The organism is Rhizobium sp. AG207R, from assembly GCF_027109195.1.
Lineage (GTDB): Bacteria > Pseudomonadota > Alphaproteobacteria > Rhizobiales > Rhizobiaceae > Rhizobium > Rhizobium dioscoreae.
On the sequence record NZ_JAEPVT010000010.1, the window covers coordinates 49,922 to 71,040 of the forward strand.

Below are 21,119 nucleotides of genomic sequence, written 5' to 3' on the forward strand. Positions count from 1 at the left end.
CGACCGATCCCCTATCGGAACCATAAAATCGGCGTCTTTGCATAGAACAGCAGGGCGCCGCAAAGCGATCCGGTACACTTTAGCAGACCAGACCTAATCGCCTCATTGGAAAGAGATTGATGCGCCCTCGCCTCCTGACAGGACTTTATTCCGCCGCCGCCATCGCGATGCTTGGGCTGTTGGTCACGTCGTGCGGCCCGCGTCCGCCGAGCATCACTGCGACCGATCACAGCGCCCTGTCGACGATGGAGCGTATCATGCTCAACGCCAATGCCTGCTGGTTCAAGTCTTCGGACCCGGCTTTCGCGAATTATCAGCTCGCTCCGGAGCTCAACTCCTTCACCGGTCGCCCACGCATCCTCGTGGTCGACAAGAAGCATCCGACCGGTCGGCCATCGCTCGTTGTGCAAGCGGAAGGCAATCCCGCGCAATTACAGGCCTTCGGTCCGATGATGTCAGGCGCCTCCGGCGGCCGCATCACGGGCGACGTCAACCGTTGGGCTGCAGGCTCGAAGGGCTGCCAATAACGGTTCCGCCGCCGTCGTTCTGTTGCCAGCGAATAGGGTAGCGCTCGGCGCGAAACAAGCTCACCTTCAGGGTTTCCCAATCCACGCTTCGAACGCTTTGGGTTCGACATTGCCGCCGCAAAGAACGGTTGCCACAGTCTTGCCGGCGAAACGCCGTGGATCCTCAAGAATGGCGGCAACGCCCAGGGCGGCAGCGGGCTCCACGATAAGTCCGGAATGTAGGTATAGGAGTCGCATTCCCTCCTTGATGCCGTCCTCGCTGACCAAAAGAGCGTCGTCGGCGACGGCCAATAGATCATCGAGAACTTCCGGGATCACATAGCGCCCGGCCACGCCATCGGCGATGGTGTTCGGGGCGCCCGCGTCCACGATCCGCTTGGCCTTGAAGGAAAGAGTCATAGCCGGTGCATTTCGGGGCTGGACTGTGATGATCTCCACACTTGGCTGTCGGCACTTCAGGACATAGCCGATACCGGTAGCCATCGCCCCGGCGCCCAGAGAAACCAAGACGGCATCCAGCGCTTGAGGAAATTCGGAAAGCTCGAGCCCGATGGTCGCGGCACCTTCACAAGTATCGAGGTTCTTGCTGTCCTCCACGAGGAAGGCACCCGTTTCCTCGGCGAGATCGGAGGCTGCTTGGAGCGCGGCTTCGATCTCCCCTTCGACCAACACCACATTTGCTCCGAATAGCCGCATCTTTTCCACTTTGAGGGCATTGGCGGCGACGGACGCCGTTACCGTGACGTCAAAGCTTCTCAGTCGGCCGCCATAGGCGAGTGCCTGGCCCAGATTGCCCGCGCTAGCGCAGACGACCGATTTCGTATCGCCTTGTGACTGGAGCCTAGCCAAAACCATCTCGGTGCCACGCCCCTTGAAGCAGCGCACAGGATTCATCGTTTCGACCTTGAGGACAATCCGGCAGCCCAGCGCCCGGCTCAAACTTTCGCAGACGTATTGCGGTGTATGCCGAAAGACCCAGTGTATGGTTGTGGCAGCAGTTTCGATTCGATCGATATCCAAGCGCATATGAGCCCCCATTGCGTTTCCTTATAGGGCCCAGGCGGTCGGCATTCAGGGCTGCGTTCCACGATGGTTCTCCATCACAATCCGCCAGTCGCGCAGCCACTGCAAACTCGTTCACAAGCTAGTCGATGTCAAGGATTGGAAATGGGCCGAATAACAGGCACATTGGCCTGATATGCGGCTCAGCCCACTCAATCCCAGAAGAATGACTTACTGACTTCCTTTGCCGCCTCGCGACGCGTCAGGCCGATGTCGTATAACTGATCATCGGTCAGATCTCTTAGAACACGCCGTCCCTCGCGCTTCTCCAGCCAATCCCAATAGGACGTCCAGAGCCGGCGCAACATATGCGGCCTTGGCTGCGCCGCTCTAATTCCCACGCCCGCCGCGCAGGGGGCTCCCGCTTCGGTCGAACAGATTGTAGCCATTGTACTCATCTTCATTTCCACATAATGGTGACAATTTCGATGCATCGAGCCAAACGATGCAAATTGACTCATACTCTTGACTCGACGGCAGGGACAATCTAAGAAATTGTCATTATGACAAATTGGCTTCCTGACATTTCCAGCGGAACCGGCCCGGTCTATATCCGCGTCGCCGACGCCATCGAACACGCGATTACCCATGGCGTCTTGCCGCCCGGCACCAAGCTGCCGCCGCAGCGCAATCTCGCCTATGATATCGGCGTGACCATCGGCACTGTGAGCAGGGCCTATGCCCTTGTGCATGAACGCGGTCTGGTCGCCGGCGAAGTCGGCCGCGGCACCTATGTGCTGGAGCGCTCGAACGGCAAGCAGATCGAACTCGTGGATCCGATCACGCAGGCGCTTGCCGGCACGCGCGGTCTGAACACGCCGGATGCCAAGATCCGCTTCGATACGACCGCCGCTCCCGATATCGGCCAGGGTGTGATCATCGGCAAGCTCTTCGCCGACATCAGCAGTGAGCACCAGACGGAGATCTCCTCCTATTCAAGGAACTTCCCGGCGAGCTGGTTTGAGGCAGGACAGATCTGGCTTGCCCGCAACGGCTGGCAGCCGGCAATCGAGACAATCGTGCCGACGCTCGGCGCCCATGCCGGCGCCATTGCCGTCATTTCGGCCGTTACCTCCCCGGGGGACAAGATCGTCTTCGAGAATCTCACCTATACGCAGATCAGCCGCGCCGCACGCCTGCTCGGACGCCGCACGATCCTGGTGGATTCGGACGAGCATGGCATGATCCCCGAGGATTTCGAGCGCCTGTGTCAGCAGCAGCATCCTCGCCTCGCCTTCCTGATGCCGACAGCCCATAATCCCACCCTGGTGACAATGCCCGAGGCAAGACGCCGCGCGATTGCCGCCATTGCGCGCCGACATAGTGTCTGGCTGATCGAGGACGATCTCTATGGCGGCATGACCGGCGACCAGAACCCGCTTATGGCCACCATTGCGCCGGAGCGAACTTTTGTCGTCAGCAGCCTTTCGAAATCGGTGACCGCTGGCGTGCGCGGTGGCTGGGTCGCCTGCCCGCCGCATTTCGCCCAACGCATCAAAGTCACCCATAAGATGACGACCGGCGGCCTGCCCTTCATTCTTGCCGAAACCTGCGCGCGGCTCGTCCTTGGTGGTCACGCATTGGAATTGCGTCGCAAGGCGGTCGAAGAAATCAAGGCCCGCGAACAGCTGGCGCGCGTGGCATTGGCGGGCTTTGAATTCAATTCGCATCCGCATCTGCCCTTCCTGTGGCTGAAGCTGCCCGAACCCTGGCTGTCAGGCACCTTCAAGAACGCCGCCCTGACCGAGGGTGTGTTGATAGATGACGAAGACGAGTTCAAGGCGGCGCGAATCGAACGGGTTTTCCACAGGGTCCGTGTCGCCTTTTCGTCGCCCCCACAGCGAGAAGATGTTGCGGCCGGCTTCATGACATTACGCAGGTTGTTGGAAAACGGCTCATCGGGATACGATAGTCACATTTAAGCAAGCCTTATCAATTTATCGACGTACATCTTGCGCAAATGCGATTTCGCCGTCTCGACTCTTAGCACGCTACCATTCTATCAATGAAAAATGAGGATTCGCCCGCCACACCAGGGGGAGTGCATGGCTATTGCAAGCTTTTTCAGCAAGCGTTTAGTTTCGAGTTTTCTGGTAATCAGTTCGGTATTTGTTGCAGGTCAATCGGCCGCAACCGCTGCAGATACGGTGGCAGCTACTCCCGCCGCTCCAGTCAAGATTTTCGACGAATTGCGTTTCGGCGCGAGCGGCTCCATCCAGAACGGCAACGAGCATGAAAGCGGTGTCTTCCCGGATGTCCAGGTACTTTTCAATCCGTTCGGCTATAATCCGACAGCAGATTGGAAGGATCAGCTGACGCATCCGCGTATCCACGTAGGCACATCGATCGGCACGTCAGGCTCCGCGACGCAGGTCTATGGTGGCCTTTCCTGGACGCTAACCCATAGCAACGGCATCTTCACCGAACTCGGCTTCGGCGGCACGGTGCACACGGGTAACCTGGACGACTGGCGAGAGCATGGTCCGATGCTCGGCTGCCGTCTGCTCTTCCACGAATATGCCGGCCTCGGTTATAATTTCGACAGCCATTGGAACGTAATGGCGCAGATCGCGCACTCCTCGCATGCCAATCTTTGCGATGGGCCTAATGGCGGCATGACGCGCGCCGGTATCATGGTTGGCTATAAATTCTAACCGCGCGAGGCGGTCTCCTATGGCCGCGCGCTTGATTTTCGTTGCATCTACGCCGGCGTGTTGTGAACGCCGGTGATTTTCCTGTCGCACGACAGGGAGACTTGCGCTAAAGAGACCCCGATCCCTGACCGGTCTTCAAATCCTTTACAGGCAAGGACACTCGAGCGCCCATGACCATTTCCAATTCGATCCAGATCACCCCCGAACTGATTGCCGCCCACGGCCTCAAGCCGGATGAATATCAGCGCATTCTGGATCTGATCGGCCGCGAGCCCACGTTCACCGAGCTCGGCATTTTTTCGGCCATGTGGAACGAGCACTGCTCGTACAAATCCTCCAAGAAGTGGCTCCGTACCCTGCCGACCAAGGGACCGCGCGTCATCCAGGGCCCGGGCGAGAATGCCGGCGTGGTCGACATCGACGATGGCGATTGCGTCGTCTTCAAGATGGAGAGCCACAATCACCCCTCCTACATCGAGCCGTATCAGGGCGCTGCGACCGGCGTCGGCGGCATTCTGCGCGACGTCTTCACCATGGGCGCCCGGCCGGTTGCTGCCATGAACGCCCTGCGCTTCGGCGAGCCGGATCATCCGAAGACCCGCCACCTCGTCTCCGGCGTCGTTGCCGGCGTTGGCGGCTACGGTAATTCCTTTGGTGTTCCCACTGTCGGCGGCGAAGTCGAGTTCGATGCGCGCTATAACGGCAATATCCTGGTCAACGCCTTCGCGGCGGGCCTCGCCAAGTCGAATGCCATCTTCCTGTCTGAAGCCAAGGGCGTCGGCCTGCCGGTCGTCTATCTCGGCGCCAAGACCGGTCGCGATGGCGTCGGCGGCGCGACCATGGCGTCGGCTGAATTCGACGAATCGATCGAAGAAAAGCGTCCGACCGTTCAGGTCGGCGATCCCTTCACCGAAAAGTGCCTGCTGGAAGCCTGCCTGGAACTGATGCAGACGGGCGCCGTCATCGCCATCCAGGACATGGGTGCCGCCGGCCTCACCTGCTCCGCCGTCGAAATGGGCGCCAAGGGCGACCTTGGCATCGAGCTCGATCTCGACAAGGTGCCGGTGCGCGAAGAGCGGATGACGGCCTATGAAATGATGCTGTCGGAAAGCCAGGAGCGCATGCTCATGGTGCTGCAGCCGGAAAAGGAAGCCATCGCCAAGGCGATCTTCGTCAAGTGGGGCCTGGATTTCGCGATCGTCGGCAAGACGACGGACGACCTGCGCTTCCGGGTCATCCATCAGGGCGAGGAAGTCGCCAACCTGCCGATCAAGGATCTCGGCGACCAGGCCCCGGAATATGATCGGCCGTGGCGCGAGTCAGACAAGCGCGCCGCCCTACCGGCCGACCTCGTTGCCGCGCCGGAAGACTACGCGCAGGCTCTGCTGAAACTTGTTGGCTCCGCCAACCAGTCCAGCCGCCGCTGGGTCTACGAGCAGTACGATACGCTGATCCAGGGTAACTCTCTGCAGCTTCCCGGCGGCGACGCCGGCGTCGTCCGCGTCGAAGGCCATCCGACCAAGGCTCTCGCTTTCTCGTCCGACGTCACACCGCGTTATGTCGAAGCCGATCCGTTCGAAGGCGGCAAGCAGGCCGTCGCCGAATGCTGGCGCAACATTACGGCAACCGGCGCCGAGCCGCTGGCTGCGACCGACAACCTGAACTTCGGCAATCCGGAAAAGCCTGAGATCATGGGCCAGTTCGTCGGCGCCATCAAAGGCATCGGCGAAGCCTGCCGCGCGCTGGATTTCCCGATCGTCTCCGGCAATGTCTCGCTTTACAACGAAACCAATGGCGTCGCGATCCTGCCGACCCCGACCATCGCCGGCGTCGGTCTCCTTCCGGACTGGAAAGCGATGGCCCGCATCGGCTCAGCCTCCGAAGGCGACCGCGTGCTGATGATCGGCCTCGACGGCAGCCATCTCGGCTCGTCGATCTATCTTCGCGATATCGTCGGCTCGACGGATGGTCCTGCTCCGGAAGTCGATCTCTTTGCCGAACGCCGCAACGGCGATTTTGTGCGCTCCGCCATCCGCAACGGTCAGGTCACCGCCTGTCACGACATCTCGTCCGGCGGTCTGGCGCTCGCTCTGGCGGAAATGGCGATGGCATCCGGCAAGGGCCTGCGGATCGATCTCGGCGAAGTCCGGACGCTGCCGCATGCAGCACTTTTTGGGGAAGATCAGGCCCGTTACGTCATCGCCGTTCCGGCCGATGTCGCCGATTTCGTCTGCATCAACGCGGAAAGCGCCGGCGTACCCTTCCGTCGCCTTGGTACGGTTGGCGGTGACGCACTCGTCGTCGATGGCCTGTTAACGCTTCCGGTTGAACAGTTGCGCGAGGCGCATGAATCGTGGTTTCCTGCTTTCATGGACGGCAGCGCGCTCGCTGCCGCGGAATAAATCGAGGTACCACTCATGCCCATGAACCCCGGCGATATCGAAGACATGATCAAGGCCGGCATTCCCGGCGCCAAGGTGACGATTCGCGACCTGGCCGGGGATGGCGATCACTATGCTGCGGAAGTTGTCGCGGAAGCCTTCCGCGGCAAGAGCCGCGTGCAGCAGCACCAGATGGTCTATGATGCCCTGAAAGGCAATATGGGCGGCGTGCTGCACGCCCTTGCGCTGCAGACGTCAGCGCCCGACTGAGAGCGCCTGCGCCTCTTCGCCGGAGTTGAAGCTTAGCTCCGGCAATCTCTTCACTGAGAATTCAGCGAAATCCGCAGCCGGCAACGGACCGGCCGTCATCAGCGTGAAATCGAAAAACGCCCTCACATCGGGGCCGAGCACATATTGCCGGTGAACCCGCAGGAAATCGCGCTTGATCTTCTTGTAATGCGTCTCCGACAGCATCTGCTTGAAACGTATGAACAGGATCGAAGCCTGCCGGGCATCCTCGTGCCCGCAAACGGCGGCAACCTTTGTCTTATAAAAATGGATCGCATCGGTCAGACAGTGAACGTCGAGCCAGAAGATGTCCTTGCAGCGTGCGATCAATCCCACGCGTGAGCGCAGCACCTTTGCCGGCCGCATGAGGGCGCATTGCAGGATGGCACTGCCAAGCGTCGTAAATACCACGCGCTTGCCCAGCAGCAGCTCCGGCTCGCGCTCAAGCAACAGGCCGACCACGTGAGCTGCCACGGACGAGCCCATGCTATGCGAGGAGATGACGAATTCTTCGACGTCGGGCTCATCCAAGGCTTGCCGGACGCTGACGGCGCTCGCTTCCAGCCATTGTTCTGCGCCTATGCCGTTCAGCCCCGCCATCGCGACTGCCATTTCCCAGTCGGAGAAAAGATGCAGAGTATGCAACTTCTCGGCCTGCGGCAGGAAGACATAGACGAAGAAGGCGACCGCGAGCGCGATACTGCCGATATGGCTCCAGGCCGGCAGTCCGAACAGGATTGGCGTAAACGCAATCGACAGGCTGAGAACAAGGCCTGCGAGCATCAGCAGAAAGGGAAAGATGAAGAACAGGCCGAAGCGCCATGCATGACGGAAATAGCCGGCCATGCCGCCCGAAATGGCAACCCTTGCGGCAGCGAGATAGCCCTGGATGAGCCGCGTAAAGAACGGCCTGCCGTTCAGGACGGCAACCAGATCGTTATGATCGACGATATGAATGCGGCTTTGGGTATGCCAATCCGCAGCCGTCGCCGTGACATCAAAATACGGTGCCCTGCCAAAATTCTTCAATTCTCCCACCGAGGCGGAAAAATCCCAGGTGGCGGCGCTCTGCCGGGCGGAACGCTCATAACGAGCCCGATGTGCGGCAGCATTCAGCGGCTCGAAGCCAGGGAAGTGGAGAACCACCCTCTTCTTGATAGAATTCATATTGTAGTCTGTCCCCGGGGCGCCAGTAGCACTGATGAAATCTGAAAATCAGCCAAGACCATGGCCTGCTGGCTTTTTCATGGCAGACCGCAACAAATCGTCCAAAAACAAAAAGATAGGGTCAAACGCTTATAATCGCGTCAGCCCGCATGACGGATGCACAATCGCCCTCTACCGGCTTTTTCGCCATGCCGAGGATAAATCCGAATTCCGGCATATCAGCATTCCCGACGCGGATATGGAGAGATATCGGCACAGGAGTCCAGCGACGGCGCAGTTATTACTTTCTCGGCGACCGGCGGCGTGGTCGATTGCGGCGTCGGTGCGGTCGAGGCCCGGTAACCGAAAGCGATGCTCAGAATGAGCACGATGGCACTGACGGTCACGGTACTGTTCAGAATCGATGCTCGTGGTGTGCGCACATGCTCGTAATATTCCCGCTCGCCTTCGCTCGTATCTTCAGAGCTATAAAATTCCCGCTCTTCACCAACCTGCCCTTCGGAATAGTGATGGTGGCTCATGGAGTCCGCTCCCTCAAGAAATATGCGAATGCAATGCCGACAAGGGACCGATACGCGCCAAATCGCATCAATCGGCAAACTCTAACAAACATACCGATGGTTTGTAAATTAGGTAGCATACTAATATTCATCGTCCCTTGATTTCAAATTCATGTGTGTTGTTCAGGGCTGGAGTTGAAGGGGTGATTTCAAAACGCACTGTTCAGAAAAGGCAGTCAATCGACACCTTTTGAACGTTCCTGTTAACGACTGATGCCGGAAATCTATTCATGCGATGAAAAAGACGGCACCTACGTTTTGCCGCTGGAAATCAAGCCGGGCGCTTGCTATTTAAGGGACAGATGTAACGCTGCGGACCTTGACCCCGCATGTGAAAGGAACTGGACAATGAGCGGCATTCAGGAATTCATCGCCAACGAAGTTAAGAACAACGACGTCGTTCTCTTCATGAAAGGCACCCCCCAGTTCCCGCAGTGTGGTTTCTCCGGCCAGGTGGTCCAGATTCTCGACTATATCGGCGTCGATTATAAGGGCATCAATGTCCTGGCCGACGCTGAAATCCGTCAGGGCATCAAGGACTATTCCAACTGGCCAACCATTCCGCAGCTTTACGTAAAGGGCGAATTCATCGGCGGTTGTGACATCGTGCGCGAAATGTTCCAGGCGGGCGAATTGCAGCACCACCTTCAGGAACACGGCATCAGCGTTCGCGGCGCCGCCTGACCGGGCACCGGGCTCCCCGTCCGGTTTCCATAGTTCAATTTGATCGATAAGGCGCTGCCGCCGGGCGGCGCCCTTGATATGTTTATGGGAATAAAACCGTGACGACTTCATCCCAGGCCATGTCCCATGGGCAACTGCCCATGGGCAAACGTGAGTTCATCGCACTCGCGGCCTTCCTGATGGCGATTAACTCACTCGCAATCGACATCATGCTTCCCGCGCTGCAGCAGATCGGTTCCAGCCTCGGCGTGATGAACGAAAACCATCGGCAATATGTGGTAACAGCCTATTTGATCGGCTTCGGCTCGGCCCAGCTTATCTATGGCCCCTTGTCGGATCGCTTCGGCCGCCGCATGCCACTCTTGATCGGCATCACCATCTACGTGATTTCGGCGTTCGGCATCGCCCTCATCCCGTCTTTCGCCGGTCTGCTGGCGCTCCGCTTCATTCAGGGCCTCGGCTCGGCAGCCACCCGCGTCATCACCGTCTCCATCGTCCGCGACGTGTTCGGCGGCCGCCTGATGGCCGAGGTGATGTCGCTCATCATGATGGTTTTCATGATCGTTCCGGTCATCGCGCCGGGAAGCGGCCAGATCATCCTGCTGGTCAGCACCTGGCACATGATCTTCGTCTTCATCGGCGCCATGGCAACCCTCGTCGGTCTCTGGATGTATTTCCGGCTTCCGGAGACGCTTAAGCCTGAAAATATCCGCCCCCTGACCGTCAGATCGGTTGCCGCCGGCTTCAAGATCGTTCTGACGGACCGGGTAGCACTCTGTTACACCTTGGCGAGCACGTTCCTGTTCGGCGCGCTGTTCGGCTTCATCAATTCCGCCCAGCAGATCTACAACAACATCTACGGCCTTGGCGTCTATACGCCGCTGGCATTCGGCGGCGTGGCGGCGTTCATGGCCCTGTCGTCTTTCGTCAACTCCCAGTTCGTCGGCCGGTTCGGCATGCGCCGGCTGTCGCACACGGCCTTGCTCGGCTTTGTCGCCATCACCTTCTGTTGGCTGCTGGTGCAGCTTTACGGGCCATCACCGATGCCGTTCCCTCTGTTCATGGTCTTTTTCGCACTGGCCATGTTCCAATTCGGCTGGATCGGTTCCAACTTCAACTCTCTGGCGATGGAACCCCTCGGCCACGTCGCCGGCACGGCATCCTCCGTTCTCGGCTTTATGAGCACGGTCGGCGGCGCATCGATCGGCGCCTGCATCGGGCAGTTCTATAACGGCACGGCGACACCGATGGTCATCGGCTATTTCACCGTTTCTCTCATCGGCGTCGTCTTCGTGCTGATTGCCGAAAAGGGAAAGCTGTTCCGCCCGCACAATGCGCCGCCTCCGGCCGACCAGTCTCTCGCTTTACATTGACAGGCATATTCGAATGACAACCCCGCCTCAGTCTCAGCAGCCGGCCCAGTCCGGCTCCAGCCGCATCGGCCTCGGCATCGTGGAATTCATCCTCACGATCGCCCTGATGACGGCGAGCATTTCGATGGGCATCGACAGCATGCTGCCGGCACTGCCGAATATCGGCCAGTCGCTTCATGTCGCCAATCCGAATGACACCCAGCTCGTTATCGGCGTCTATTTCCTCGGTTTCGGCATCTGTCAGCTTTTCTTCGGCAGCTTGTCGGACACCTATGGCCGACGGTACATCCTGCTCGGCGGTCTGGCCTTCTATACGGTGACCCTATTTGCCGCAGCCTGGAGTGGCAGCCTGTTTGCCTTGCTGGCAATGCGTTTTGCGCAGGGCGTCGGCGCCGCGGCCGTGCGCATCACCACGCTCGCCATCGTCCGCGATTGCTTCGGCGGTCGCGAAATGGCCCGCGTGATGTCCTATATCATGATCGTCTTCATGATTATGCCGATGGTTGCGCCCTTCGTCGGCCAGATGATTGTCGCCTATTCGAACTGGCAGTGGATTTTCATTCTGCTCGGCATCGTCAGCGCCGGCCTTTTCTTGGTTGCCTTCTTCCGCATGAAGGAGACGCTGCCCGCTGAAGAGCGCCTGCCGCTCTCGGTCACCTCCGTACTGTCCGGTTTCAAGACAGTGCTGACCAACCGCATCACCTGCGGCTACATGATCGGCCTGACGCTCTACACCGGCATCATCTGCGCCTACGTCGTTTCGGTGCAGCAGGTCTTCGGCGAAGTTTACGGGCTTGGAGACACGTTTCCAATCGCCTTTGCGGCAACGGCAGCCGGCACCGCCGTCGCACAGTTCGCTAATGGCTATTTCGTCCGCAGCTTCGGCATGCGCCGCATTTCCCACGCTGCCATGATCCTTTTCACCGTTTTAGGCGCCATCGGCTACATCGTCGGCATGTTCGGCCAGCCGAGCTTCACCTTCATCTATGTACTGATCTCGGTGATGCTAATGATGTTTGCAGTGATCACCACCAATTGCATGGCGATAAGCCTCGAGCCGATGGGACACCTGGCGGGTACGGCGGCCGCCATCACCAGCTCGATCTCCACGACGGTCGGCGTCCTGCTCGGCGGCATCGTCGGCCAGATGTTCGACGGCACGGCACAGCCGCTGCTTGCCGGCTTCACGGTGTTTGGCGCGCTGTCGATCGTCGCGACGCTATGGGCGGAACGCGGCAAGCTCTTCACCCATCCCGGCGATGCGCCGGCGCTGGAACCGGGCATGGGGCACGTTTGAGCGACGTGCCTCCCTTCCCTAGGCGCCGCTGCGTGGCCGGCTGACCCAGCGTAGCGCAGCGGCGATCGCAAGCCCGAAAAGCGGCCACATCGCCCAAGGTGTTCCATGCCAGGTGAAAAGGTTGATGGCAACGATCCCGATGCCGGTAATCACAAGGCTGGCAATCGCCATATCGATCTGTCTGTTGCTGCGGACGTAGCGGAACGCCGCACCCCATAGAATCGCGAGTATGGGCCATTTCGCCCAGAATTCGCCCTGCCAGGTCAGCCCATTGATGATGGCGAGAGCGACGCAGATGATGACGACGCCACCATAACTCCGCCGCCAGTCTTGCAGCAAGGGTTCCCGCATCGCCGGCTCGGGCGCCCGCGCGGGAGTGGGCTCCGGGGCGGAACGATAATCCGGCGTGGTATCTACGACCTGCACGCCGCCGATCCTCACAGCATAGCTCGGTACGCCGCCTTCGATGTTCTTGACCTCGAGCTGCCCGAGAAAATCGAAACCGACCGCCACCTTGTTGCGAACCTGATCGTAAACCGTGTTGGAAATGACAATTCCACCCGGAGCGGCGCGCGACTGCAGCCGGGCGGCAATATTGACGCCGTCGCCGTAAAGGTCATCGCCATCGGCGATCACATCGCCGAGGTTGAGCCCGATGCGGAACAGCATCTGCTTGTCGGGGTCGGCCACGGCATTGTAACCGGCAAGTTCGTTTTGCGTATCGATTGCAGCGCGCACGGCTTCGACAACACTTGGAAACTCGGCAAAGACGCCATCGCCCCAGGTATTGATGACCCGGCCGCCATGCGCTTCGATCAGCCGTTTCATCGCATCGCGGTAACGACGAAGAGTAGATAACGTCCCCTCCTCGTCCTTCCCCATAAGGCGCGTATAATCCTGCACGTCGGCGCAGAAAATGGTGGTCAGCTTGCGGCTCGTCTCGGACATCTGTCTCATCCCCGCGGCAAGCGCCGACCAAGGCTCTTGCCTGTTGAAGCAAAGATAGCCCCGCCGCAGTGACTTTCCAAGGGCCTCGCGGACTATCCTCGCGCGTGGCTCACCTTAAAGAGTGAAGACCTCGCGCCGGAGCAGCTCCCAGGTATCCTTGTCCGCCGCGACCAGCAGCCCGCCATCGAGATGATGCGGCAGATAGGGCGAGCCGTCGAAACGGCGGACATATGCGCCGGATTCGGCCGAGATCAGCGATCCCGCCAGATGATCCCAAGGCATCAGCTTGTTGTACATGAGATAGTGCACATAGCCGCCAGCGAGCGTGCGGTACTCATGCGCAGCACAGCGATAGCAGGTCGTGTAGCGCACCTTGGCAAGATTGCCCATGATTTCGGCGCGCTTTTCCTTCGGCAGGAAGCCGGTAGCCGCCATGCCGACCAGCTCTTCCAGCGGGACGGAAGGAGCAACGTTGAGACGCAGCGTCTCGCCATCCGGACGGCGTAGCCATGCGCCGCTGCCGCGCTCCGCAAGCACCCAGTCATCACCCATCGGATCGAAGATGATACCGGCAACGGTCTCGCCCTTCGACACGACCGAGGCCATGACGCCGAAAGCCGGAATGCCGGCGGCAAAATTGAACGTGCCATCGACGGGATCGACAATGATTGCGAGATCGGCATCCTGCAGCTTCTTCAGTAGCGACGGGTCGGCCGCAACCGATTCCTCGCCGATGAACAAAGCTTCGGGCCAGAGCCGGGCAACTTCTGCCTTGATCATGCGCTCAGCCCGTTCGTCGGCTTCCGTCACCAGATCCGTCGCCTCGCTCTTGGCGCGGACATCATCGCTGCCGAGCCTGCGAAAGCGCGGCAGTATCTCCGTCTGCGCCGCGCGGCGCAGCACATGAGCGAGCGTGGTAACGTCAACGAGCGATGTCATGCTTTTTCCTTTCGCGTCAGGCGCCGATGATCTCGCGGCGGATCATCCGCCAGCTTTCCTCGTCAGGCGCAGAAATGATGCCGCCGATCGTTTCGCCGGGCCTGTAGGGCGTACCATCGAATTTGGCGGTATAGCCGCCCGCCTCCTGATGCGCCAGCACGCCGGCCAGATGATCCCAGGGCATCAATTTGGAATGGCCGATGAAATGCCACTTGCCAGACGCCACCATCCAATATTCGTAAGCTGAGCAATTCACTGAGAAAGCCATGCGGGTCTTCGATAGATTGGCGCTGATCCGCGACCGGTCGGGCTCATCCATATGCCCCCAGGATATAGCGCCGGTCATAGCACTCAAAGGGGCAGGTGCGGCAACGGTGAGCCGCCTCGCCTCCCCGGTTTGCCGGCGCAGGAAAGTGCCGCCGCCCTTCATGGCAGTCACGGTGTCACCCAGCACGGGATCGTGGATAATGCTGCCGATCGTCTCGCCATTGGCAATGACGGCGACGATCGTTCCGAAGACCGGCAGTCCGGCCGCGAAATTGAAGGTGCCATCCACCGGATCGATTGTAAAAGCCAATTCCGCATGCGCCAGCGCCGGCACGACGGACTTATCCGCCTCATAGGCCTCTTCGCCAACGATCAAAGCGCTTGGAAACCGTGCCTTCAGCGCCGTGGTAATATGGCGTTCGGCCAGAAGGTCGGCCTCGGTTACAAGATCGATAGCCGAGGTTTTCTCCGATATGTCGCCGGCATCTAGATTGCGGAAGCGCGGCATGATCTCCTTTGCCGCCGCTGCGGCAACGGTCGTCATCACATAGTCGAAATCCGTATCGGAGAAGGTCATCGGAAGCCTCTGTTTTGAAAGGGCTTCCTCTTATGCCCGATTCGATGACATCGGTGTGGCAAAAGCGCCGAATTTACGCCGGATCGCTCGAAGAGCCCTGCGTCATCAACCCTGCAAAATCGAACAGCTTGGGATCGAGCAGGTGCGACGGGTTCACATGGGCCAGAGCGCGCAGCATCGTGTCCTTGCGGCCCGGCATCCGCCGCTCGATATCCGCGAGCATGTCCTTCATGGCATTGCGCTGCAGCCCGTCCTGCGAGCCGCAGAGATCGCAGGGAATGATCGGAAATTGCATGGCCGCAGCAAACTTGGCGAGATCGTCCTCTGCCGCATAGGCGAGCGGGCGCAGCAGCATGAGGTCGCCTTCGTCGTTGAGCAGCTTTGCCGGCATCGAAGCCAAGCGACCGCCATGGAAGAAGTTCATGAAGAAGGTCTCGAGAATATCCTCGCGGTGATGGCCAAGCACCAGCGCATCGCAACCTTCCTCGCGGGCGATGCGATAAAGATTGCCGCGGCGCAGGCGGGAACAGAGCGAGCAATAGGTTGCCCCCTCCGGCACCTTCTCCTTCACGATGGAATAAGTGTCGCGATATTCAATGCGATGCGCAACGCCGATCTTCGTCAGATATTCCGGCAGCACATGCTTCGGGAAATTCGGCTGGCCCTGGTCGAGATTACAGGCAATGAGCTCCACCGGCAGCAAGCCTCGCCATTTCAGATCAAGGAGCAGCGCCAGCAAACCGTAGGAATCCTTGCCGCCGGAAAGGCCAACCAGCCAGCGCTTCTGGCCCTTCAGCATCTGGAAATCTTCCATAGCCTGGCGCACCTGCCGCAACAGGCGCTTGCGAAGCTTGTTGAAAGAGACCGAACGCGGCGCCTCGAAAAACATCGGATGAACGGCAGAGCCGCCATCTTCAGCCTCGATATCGATGTCGTCTTTCACCGTGGTTGCGATATTCATTCCGTCATTCCTTGCGGCTCGCCACGCTGATAGCAGAAAGCGGAACGAGAAGACACCGTATCAATCGCCGAACACCGACCAGCCGGTGCGCACCGCCAGCATTTCCAATGCCACGGCGCCAAGCTGTGAATTGCCGACCTTGTTCAGGCCCGGCGACCAGACGGCGATCGAGCCAATGCCCGGCGCTACGGCCAGAATGCCGCCGCCGACGCCGCTCTTGCCCGGCAGGCCGACATGATAGGCAAAATCTCCAGAGCCATCATAATGGCCGCAGGTCAGCATCAGCGCATTGATACGCCGCGCCCGCTTCGGCGAAACGACGGAATGCCCGGTGATCGGATTGCTGCCGCGCGCAGCGAGATAGAGCCCCGCCTTGGCAAGCTGCTGGCAGCTCATCGACAGCGCGCATTGATGGAAATACACGCCGAGCACATGCTCGACCGGATGGTGGATATTGCCATAGGCCCGCATGAAATTGGCAAGAGCAAAATTGCGATACCCAGTCTGGGTTTCCGAACGCGCGACCTTGTCATCGATGCTGATCGTCTCATCGTCGGCCACATAGCGGACGAAGCGCAGCAGCTCGCCGATGGCCTCGCGCGGTTCGTGGCCGGCCAGCACGACATCGCTGACGGCGATGGCCCCCGCATTGACGAAGGGATTGCGGGGAATACCCTCTTCCCGCTCCAGCTGGACGATAGAGTTGAAAGCCGTGCCGGACGGTTCGCGCCCTACCCGATTCCACAAGCTCTCGCCGACCTTGCCCAGCGCCAGGGTCAGCATAAAGACCTTGGAGATACTCTGGATGGAGAAAGGAACGCCGGCATCACCGATGCTGTAGACTTTGCCGTCGATGGTGGCGATTGCCATCCCGAACTGCTTCGGGTCGACCTTTGCCAGCTCGGGAATGTAATCGGCGACCTTGCCTTCGCCGATGCGCGGCGAAAGCTCCGCATGAATGCCGTCGAGAATGGCCTGCAAATCCGTCATGAGGCGCTCCAAAGACAAAAAAGCCGCTCGAACCGAGCGGCTTTTCATTCATCAAGAAAGTTATCCGCTTATTAACGCGAATAGAATTCGACGACCAGATGCGGTTCCATGACGACGGCGTACGGTACGTCGCCGAGAGCCGGAACGCGAGCAAAGGTCGCAACCATCTTGTTGTGATCGACTTCGATGTAGTCCGGAACGTCGCGCTCAGCCAGAGCAACCGATTCGAGAACGGTTACGAGCTGCTTGGACTTTTCGCGAACTTCGATAACGTCGCCAGCCTTGCAGCGGTACGAACCGATGTTGACGCGAACGCCGTTAACGGTGACGTGGCCATGATTGACGAACTGACGGGCTGCGAAGACCGTCGGAACGAACTTGGCGCGGTAGACGATCGCGTCGAGGCGCGACTCGAGCAGACCGATCAGGTTTTCCGAGGTATCGCCCTTGCGGCGGTTGGCTTCGTCGAAGATGGCACGGAACTGCTTTTCACGCAGGTCGCCGTAGTAGCCCTTCAGCTTCTGCTTGGCGCGCAGCTGCACGCCGAAGTCCGAAAGCTTGCCCTTGCGGCGCTGACCGTGCTGGCCCGGGCCGTATTCGCGGCGGTTTACCGGGGACTTCGGACGGCCCCAGATGTTCTCGCCCATACGGCGGTCAATTTTATACTTGGACGATTCGCGCTTGCTCATCGCATTTCCTTTCAAGTGTTATGGCGGCCCGTTGCCGAACCGCGAAGGAAACACGCCCTCCTCTGAACTCCGTTTTCGAGCTCTGACAGGCCTCTCACGTTAGCGAACGGACGAGGCCACGGGACATGTCAAATGAAACACCGGACATTTCTGCCCGGCGTTGGCGCGGTCTGTAAGGGGTCGTCATGAAAATGTCAACAGCCCGCGCGGTTGCTGTTGAGAATGAAGCAACAAATGCTATATTTGATGCGTGATGACTGATGCTCGATCAAGGTGCAATGATGCGAACAACCCTTGCAATTGATGACGACGTACTTGCCGCGGCAAAGGCGATGGCAGAGCAGCAGCACCGCAGCATCGGTGATGTCATTTCCGACCTTGCTCGCCGATCGCTAAACCGCTCACAGCCGGCAAAGGAGCGGAATGGTATTCCGTTGCTCACGCCCAAGACAGGCAATCCCCCTGTTACGCTCGATCTTGTCAACAAACTTCGTGACGAGCTTCCGTGACATTTCTGTTGGACGTCAATGTTCTGATCGCTTTATTCGATCCGAGCCATGTATCGCATGATATCGCCCATGAGTGGTTTCACTCCCTAGGCGGCGACAGTTGGGCAACGTGCCCGTTAACGGAAAATGGCGTTGTCCGAATTCTCAGTCAGCCGAGCTATCCCAACTCGCCCGGTCCACCGTCGACGGCCGCGCTTCTTGTTGCCCAGCTTCGCCGTTTGCCGGGTCACCAATTCTGGGCCGACGATATCAGTCTGCTGGATGATACTCTGGTGGATTCGACACGCATTCTGACTCCTGGACAGATCACCGACACCTATCTGTTGGCATTGGCGAAATTCCATGGAGGCCAACTGGCAACGCTCGACCGGCGCCTATCGACTTCAGCCGTTAAGGACGGCAAAGCCGCACTCCATATCATCAGCAGCAACGCGTAACCCGGTAGCTATTCCGCCGCCGCCTGCTCGCCGCCCTCCAGATCGGGCGCATTGGCATCGCCCGGCGCGGTCTGCGAGCCCATGTCCGGAAAGGCGACGATACGCTTGCCCGAGAAATCCGTATGGACGACGACGCTGCCCTGTTCTTCGAAATAGCTCAGCAGTCGCCGTGCACGCCGTGCAGAATGGGTGCCGTAGGCGCGGGCGATGCGGGCGTCGGACGGGCATGGCTCGCCGCTGATGGCGGCTTTCGCTAGCATCAGGAACACGCCCTGCAAGTCATCGGTGACGCTGGAGGAGAGCGAGAGCGCGGTCGCCCATTGGTCCGTCGCCATGACCTCTTCGTCCGCACCGGAACGGACGATCGCCACGCGCCGACGGAACTCCGACAGGCTCATCGGCGCGCCGGGAACGCGGCGCATGCGCAAACGAACGAGAAACTCCTGATAGAGCACCGAATCCGTGCGGAAGCCGGAGGCCGGGTCGTCGAGGATTTCGGAGAGTACGGCGCTCACTCTCGCCTCGCGATCCTCGCTCGATAGTTCCGGCTGGCTGACCTTCGGCTCAGAAGATGCCGGGCTTGCCGCCGGCGCGGAGCGGGAAAGCTCTGCCAGAATATCGGTCGTCGGGCGTGGCGCGGGCGTGGCACGGCGGACAACGGGCCGTGTGAACTCTTCCGGATCCGGCGTGAAGATCAGATCTTCGACATCCTGCGGTGCATCCGGCAGCGGCATCAGCTTGGGGCTGGACGAGCGCGCCGAGGTTTCCACCGTGCCGATAGTGATCGGCAGCGGCCGGCGCGAGAGTGCCGGCCCGAGGGCTACGAAATTGCCGCGCTTCAGGTCGCGGAACATTTCCGCCTGCCTGCGATCCATGCCGAGAAGGTCGGCCGCGCGAGCCATGTCGATATCGAGGAAAGTACGGCCCATCAGGAAGTTGGAGGCTTCCGCTGCAACGTTCTTGGCAAGCTTCGCAAGCCGCTGCGTCGCGATGACGCCGGCAAGGCCGCGCTTTCGGCCGCGGCACATCAGATTGGTCATGGCGCCGAGCGACATCTTGCGCGCATCTTCCGAAACATCGCCGCCGACCGAAGGCGCAAACATCTGCGCCTCGTCGACCACAATAAGCACCGGATACCAGAATTCGCGATCGGCATCGAACATGCCATTCAGGAAGGCTGCGGCAGCGCGCATCTGCTGCTCGATATCGAGCCCCTCCAGTGTCAGCACGCAGGAAACGCGATGCTGGCGGATACGGTTGGCGATACCGGCAAGCTCGGCTTCCGTACGCTCGCCGTCGACGACCACATGACCAAACTTGTCGGCCAGCGTTACGAAATCGCCTTCGGGATCGATGATGACCTGCTGCACCCATTGCGCCGACTGTTCCAGCAGCCGCCGCAGGAGGTGCGATTTTCCGGAGCCGGAATTGCCCTGCACCAGGAGACGCGTCGCCAGCAGCTCCTCGATATCGAGCTGGGCGCTGGTCCCGCCGGACGCCGTTCCCATGTCGATGCCGACTTGCAATGCACTTCCCCTATGAGCAAGAATCAAATGTGGATGCATCCCATCTTTCTGAAAGGACGCGCCTCCGTCTAGCAAAGATTTCCAAGCTTCGCGCCCGTGGATTGAAAAAACCCACAGGCGATTGCGAGACCTACCTGAAGCGCAGGTTCGCGCGCGAAAGCTGGCTGACCGACGTGCAGCCCATCAGCTTCATGTCGCGCTCGACTTCCGTGCGCAGATGCCTGAGCGCCCGCTCCACGCCCGCCTGACCGGCAGCGGCCAGCGGATAGAGATAGAAGCGGCCGAGGCCAACGGCCTTGGCGCCGAGCGACAGAGCCTTCAGCACATGCGTGCCGCGCTGCACGCCGCCATCCATCATCACATCGATGCGATGGCCGACGGCATCGACGATCTCCGCCAGCTGGTCGAATGCCGAGCGCGAGCCATCCAGCTGCCGGCCGCCATGGTTCGACAGCACGATGCCGGTACATCCGATATCGACCGCACGCTTGGCGTCCTCGACCGACATGATGCCCTTCAGGCAGAACTGTCCGTTCCAATGCGTCACCATCTCAGCGACGTCGTTCCAGTTCATCGACGGATCGAGCATCTCGGTGAAATACTTGCCGATAGACATGGCGCCGCCGCTCATATCGACATGCTCGTCCAGCTGAGGCAGGCGGAATTTCTCATGGGTCACGTAGTTCAGCGCCCAAGCGGGCTTGATGGCGAATTGGGTGATCCCGGCCAGATTGAGCTTAAAAGGAATGGAAAACCCAGTGCGAAGATCGCGCTCGCGATTGCCGCCGGTAATGCTGTCGACAGTCAGCATCATGACGTTGACGCCAGCTTCCTTCGCCCGCTCCATCATTGCCCGATTCAGGCCGCGATCCCTGTGGAAATAGAATTGGTAGACCTGCGGTCCCTGATGCTTCTTGCGGATTTCCTCAAGACTGACGGTGCCGAGCGAGGAGACGCCGAACATGGTGCCGAGCGAAGAGGCGGCAGCTGCAACCGCATTCTCGCCCTGATGATGGAAGAGCCGCTGCAGCGCCGTCGGCGAGCAATAGAAGGGCGTCGCAAGCTTTTGTCCCATAACGGTGACAGACATGTCGATCTCGCTGACCCCGCGGAGAACGTTGGGCACGAGATCGCAGCTTTCGAAGCTCGTCGTGTTCCGCCGGAGCGTCACTTCGTCGTCGGCAGCACCATCGATATAGTTGAAGATCGGACCGGGAAGACGCTTCTTCGCGAGAAGGCGAAAATCATGGAAGTTATGGCACTCACGCAGACGCATAGCTTGC

22 protein-coding genes and 1 riboswitch are annotated in these 21,119 nt (G+C 59.8%); of the genes, 10 read left to right on the top strand and 12 right to left on the bottom strand.

The window, feature by feature from the left end; translation table 11 throughout:
- The first annotated feature begins 119 nt into the window (after nt 1-119).
- The gene (locus tag JJQ51_RS23095) at nt 120-527 is read left to right on the top strand and encodes a hypothetical protein (RefSeq protein ID WP_113355527.1); all 408 of its coding nucleotides are present in this window, start codon (nt 120-122) and stop codon (nt 525-527) included.
- Nucleotides 528-593: 66 nt separating this feature from the next.
- Here JJQ51_RS23095 and JJQ51_RS23100 read toward each other — a convergent pair whose 3' ends face one another.
- Together JJQ51_RS23100 and JJQ51_RS23105 are read right to left on the bottom strand one after the other, a co-directional pair.
- The gene (locus tag JJQ51_RS23100; RefSeq protein ID WP_269245362.1) at nt 594-1,553 is read right to left on the bottom strand and encodes a threonine ammonia-lyase; all 960 of its coding nucleotides are present in this window, start codon (nt 1,551-1,553) and stop codon (nt 594-596) included.
- A gap of 21 nt (nt 1,554-1,574) precedes the next feature.
- A riboswitch (ZMP/ZTP riboswitch) is annotated at nt 1,575-1,655 on the bottom strand.
- Between the two features lie 86 nt (nt 1,656-1,741).
- On the bottom strand, nt 1,742-1,987 hold the full coding sequence (locus JJQ51_RS23105) for a DUF1127 domain-containing protein (RefSeq protein WP_113389974.1): 246 nt from the start codon (nt 1,985-1,987) through the stop codon (nt 1,742-1,744).
- A gap of 105 nt (nt 1,988-2,092) precedes the next feature.
- Between JJQ51_RS23105 and JJQ51_RS23110 the strand changes: the two genes are divergently transcribed.
- The 4 genes from JJQ51_RS23110 to JJQ51_RS23125 all read left to right on the top strand — a co-directional run bounded on the left by JJQ51_RS23110 (nt 2,093) and on the right by JJQ51_RS23125 (nt 6,894).
- The gene (locus JJQ51_RS23110; RefSeq protein WP_113332582.1) at nt 2,093-3,511 is read left to right on the top strand and encodes an aminotransferase-like domain-containing protein; all 1,419 of its coding nucleotides are present in this window, start codon (nt 2,093-2,095) and stop codon (nt 3,509-3,511) included.
- A gap of 225 nt (nt 3,512-3,736) precedes the next feature.
- A complete protein-coding gene (locus tag JJQ51_RS23115; protein WP_233789759.1) occupies nt 3,737-4,243 on the top strand; it encodes an acyloxyacyl hydrolase in 507 nt (168 codons plus the stop codon).
- Nucleotides 4,244-4,413: 170 nt separating this feature from the next.
- Nucleotides 4,414-6,645, top strand: a complete 2,232-nt coding sequence (purL, locus tag JJQ51_RS23120; RefSeq protein WP_113332583.1) for a phosphoribosylformylglycinamidine synthase subunit PurL — start codon at nt 4,414-4,416, stop codon at nt 6,643-6,645.
- A gap of 15 nt (nt 6,646-6,660) precedes the next feature.
- Entirely contained in the window at nt 6,661-6,894 is a 234-nt protein-coding gene (locus JJQ51_RS23125) for a BolA family protein (RefSeq protein ID WP_004108912.1), read from the top strand.
- Here JJQ51_RS23125 and JJQ51_RS23130 read toward each other — a convergent pair.
- Nucleotides 6,880-8,079, bottom strand: coding sequence for a hypothetical protein (locus JJQ51_RS23130; RefSeq protein ID WP_269245363.1), 1,200 nt, complete (start codon nt 8,077-8,079; stop codon nt 6,880-6,882). The genes JJQ51_RS23125 and JJQ51_RS23130 overlap by 15 nt on opposite strands.
- A 218-nt stretch (nt 8,080-8,297) precedes the next feature.
- The gene (locus tag JJQ51_RS23135; protein ID WP_113332585.1) at nt 8,298-8,600 is read right to left on the bottom strand and encodes a hypothetical protein; all 303 of its coding nucleotides are present in this window, start codon (nt 8,598-8,600) and stop codon (nt 8,298-8,300) included.
- Nucleotides 8,601-8,987: 387 nt separating this feature from the next.
- Between JJQ51_RS23135 and grxD the strand changes: the two genes are divergently transcribed.
- From grxD to JJQ51_RS23150, 3 genes are all read left to right on the top strand, one after another.
- Nucleotides 8,988-9,323 carry a Grx4 family monothiol glutaredoxin gene (gene grxD, locus JJQ51_RS23140; RefSeq protein WP_113332586.1) on the top strand — a complete coding sequence of 112 codons (336 nt, stop codon included), beginning with the start codon at nt 8,988-8,990 and terminating at the stop codon, nt 9,321-9,323.
- Nucleotides 9,324-9,463: 140 nt separating this feature from the next.
- Nucleotides 9,464-10,696, top strand: coding sequence for a multidrug effflux MFS transporter (locus JJQ51_RS23145; protein ID WP_113332587.1), 1,233 nt, complete (start codon nt 9,464-9,466; stop codon nt 10,694-10,696).
- Nucleotides 10,697-10,709: 13 nt separating this feature from the next.
- Nucleotides 10,710-11,993 (top strand): multidrug effflux MFS transporter, encoded by a 1,284-nt coding sequence (locus tag JJQ51_RS23150; protein ID WP_113332588.1) that lies wholly within the window; start codon nt 10,710-10,712, stop codon nt 11,991-11,993.
- A gap of 18 nt (nt 11,994-12,011) precedes the next feature.
- On the opposite strand, the gene JJQ51_RS23155 is transcribed toward JJQ51_RS23150, so the two are convergent.
- The 6 genes from JJQ51_RS23155 to rpsD all read right to left on the bottom strand — a co-directional run bounded on the left by JJQ51_RS23155 (nt 12,012) and on the right by rpsD (nt 17,364).
- The gene (locus tag JJQ51_RS23155) at nt 12,012-12,941 is read right to left on the bottom strand and encodes an adenylate/guanylate cyclase domain-containing protein (RefSeq protein WP_269245364.1); all 930 of its coding nucleotides are present in this window, start codon (nt 12,939-12,941) and stop codon (nt 12,012-12,014) included.
- A gap of 114 nt (nt 12,942-13,055) precedes the next feature.
- Nucleotides 13,056-13,880, bottom strand: coding sequence for an inositol monophosphatase family protein (locus JJQ51_RS23160; RefSeq protein WP_113332590.1), 825 nt, complete (start codon nt 13,878-13,880; stop codon nt 13,056-13,058).
- 16 nt (nt 13,881-13,896) lie between these two features.
- Nucleotides 13,897-14,724, bottom strand: a complete 828-nt coding sequence (locus JJQ51_RS23165; protein ID WP_113355516.1) for an inositol monophosphatase family protein — start codon at nt 14,722-14,724, stop codon at nt 13,897-13,899.
- Nucleotides 14,725-14,797: 73 nt separating this feature from the next.
- On the bottom strand, nt 14,798-15,685 hold the full coding sequence (ttcA, locus tag JJQ51_RS23170) for a tRNA 2-thiocytidine(32) synthetase TtcA (RefSeq protein WP_113355514.1): 888 nt from the start codon (nt 15,683-15,685) through the stop codon (nt 14,798-14,800).
- Between the two features lie 60 nt (nt 15,686-15,745).
- Nucleotides 15,746-16,675, bottom strand: coding sequence for a glutaminase (locus JJQ51_RS23175; RefSeq protein WP_113355512.1), 930 nt, complete (start codon nt 16,673-16,675; stop codon nt 15,746-15,748).
- Nucleotides 16,676-16,746: 71 nt separating this feature from the next.
- Nucleotides 16,747-17,364, bottom strand: a complete 618-nt coding sequence (gene rpsD, locus JJQ51_RS23180) for a 30S ribosomal protein S4 (protein WP_069613020.1) — start codon at nt 17,362-17,364, stop codon at nt 16,747-16,749.
- 281 nt (nt 17,365-17,645) lie between these two features.
- Here rpsD and JJQ51_RS23185 point away from each other — a divergent pair, with 281 nt between their 5' ends.
- Nucleotides 17,646-17,873, top strand: coding sequence for a CopG family transcriptional regulator (locus JJQ51_RS23185; protein WP_069613201.1), 228 nt, complete (start codon nt 17,646-17,648; stop codon nt 17,871-17,873).
- On the top strand, nt 17,870-18,310 hold the full coding sequence (locus JJQ51_RS23190; protein WP_113355510.1) for a TA system VapC family ribonuclease toxin: 441 nt from the start codon (nt 17,870-17,872) through the stop codon (nt 18,308-18,310). The genes JJQ51_RS23185 and JJQ51_RS23190 overlap by 4 nt, the downstream gene beginning before the upstream one ends.
- An 8-nt stretch (nt 18,311-18,318) precedes the next feature.
- On the opposite strand, the gene JJQ51_RS23195 is transcribed toward JJQ51_RS23190, so the two are convergent.
- Together JJQ51_RS23195 and JJQ51_RS23200 are read right to left on the bottom strand one after the other, a co-directional pair.
- Nucleotides 18,319-19,836: an ATP-binding protein gene (locus JJQ51_RS23195; protein ID WP_269245365.1), complete on the bottom strand. Its 1,518-nt coding sequence runs from the start codon at nt 19,834-19,836 to the stop codon at nt 18,319-18,321.
- Between the two features lie 130 nt (nt 19,837-19,966).
- Nucleotides 19,967-21,112 (bottom strand): alpha-hydroxy acid oxidase, encoded by a 1,146-nt coding sequence (locus tag JJQ51_RS23200; protein WP_113355505.1) that lies wholly within the window; start codon nt 21,110-21,112, stop codon nt 19,967-19,969.
- Nucleotides 21,113-21,119: the final 7 nt, after the last annotated feature.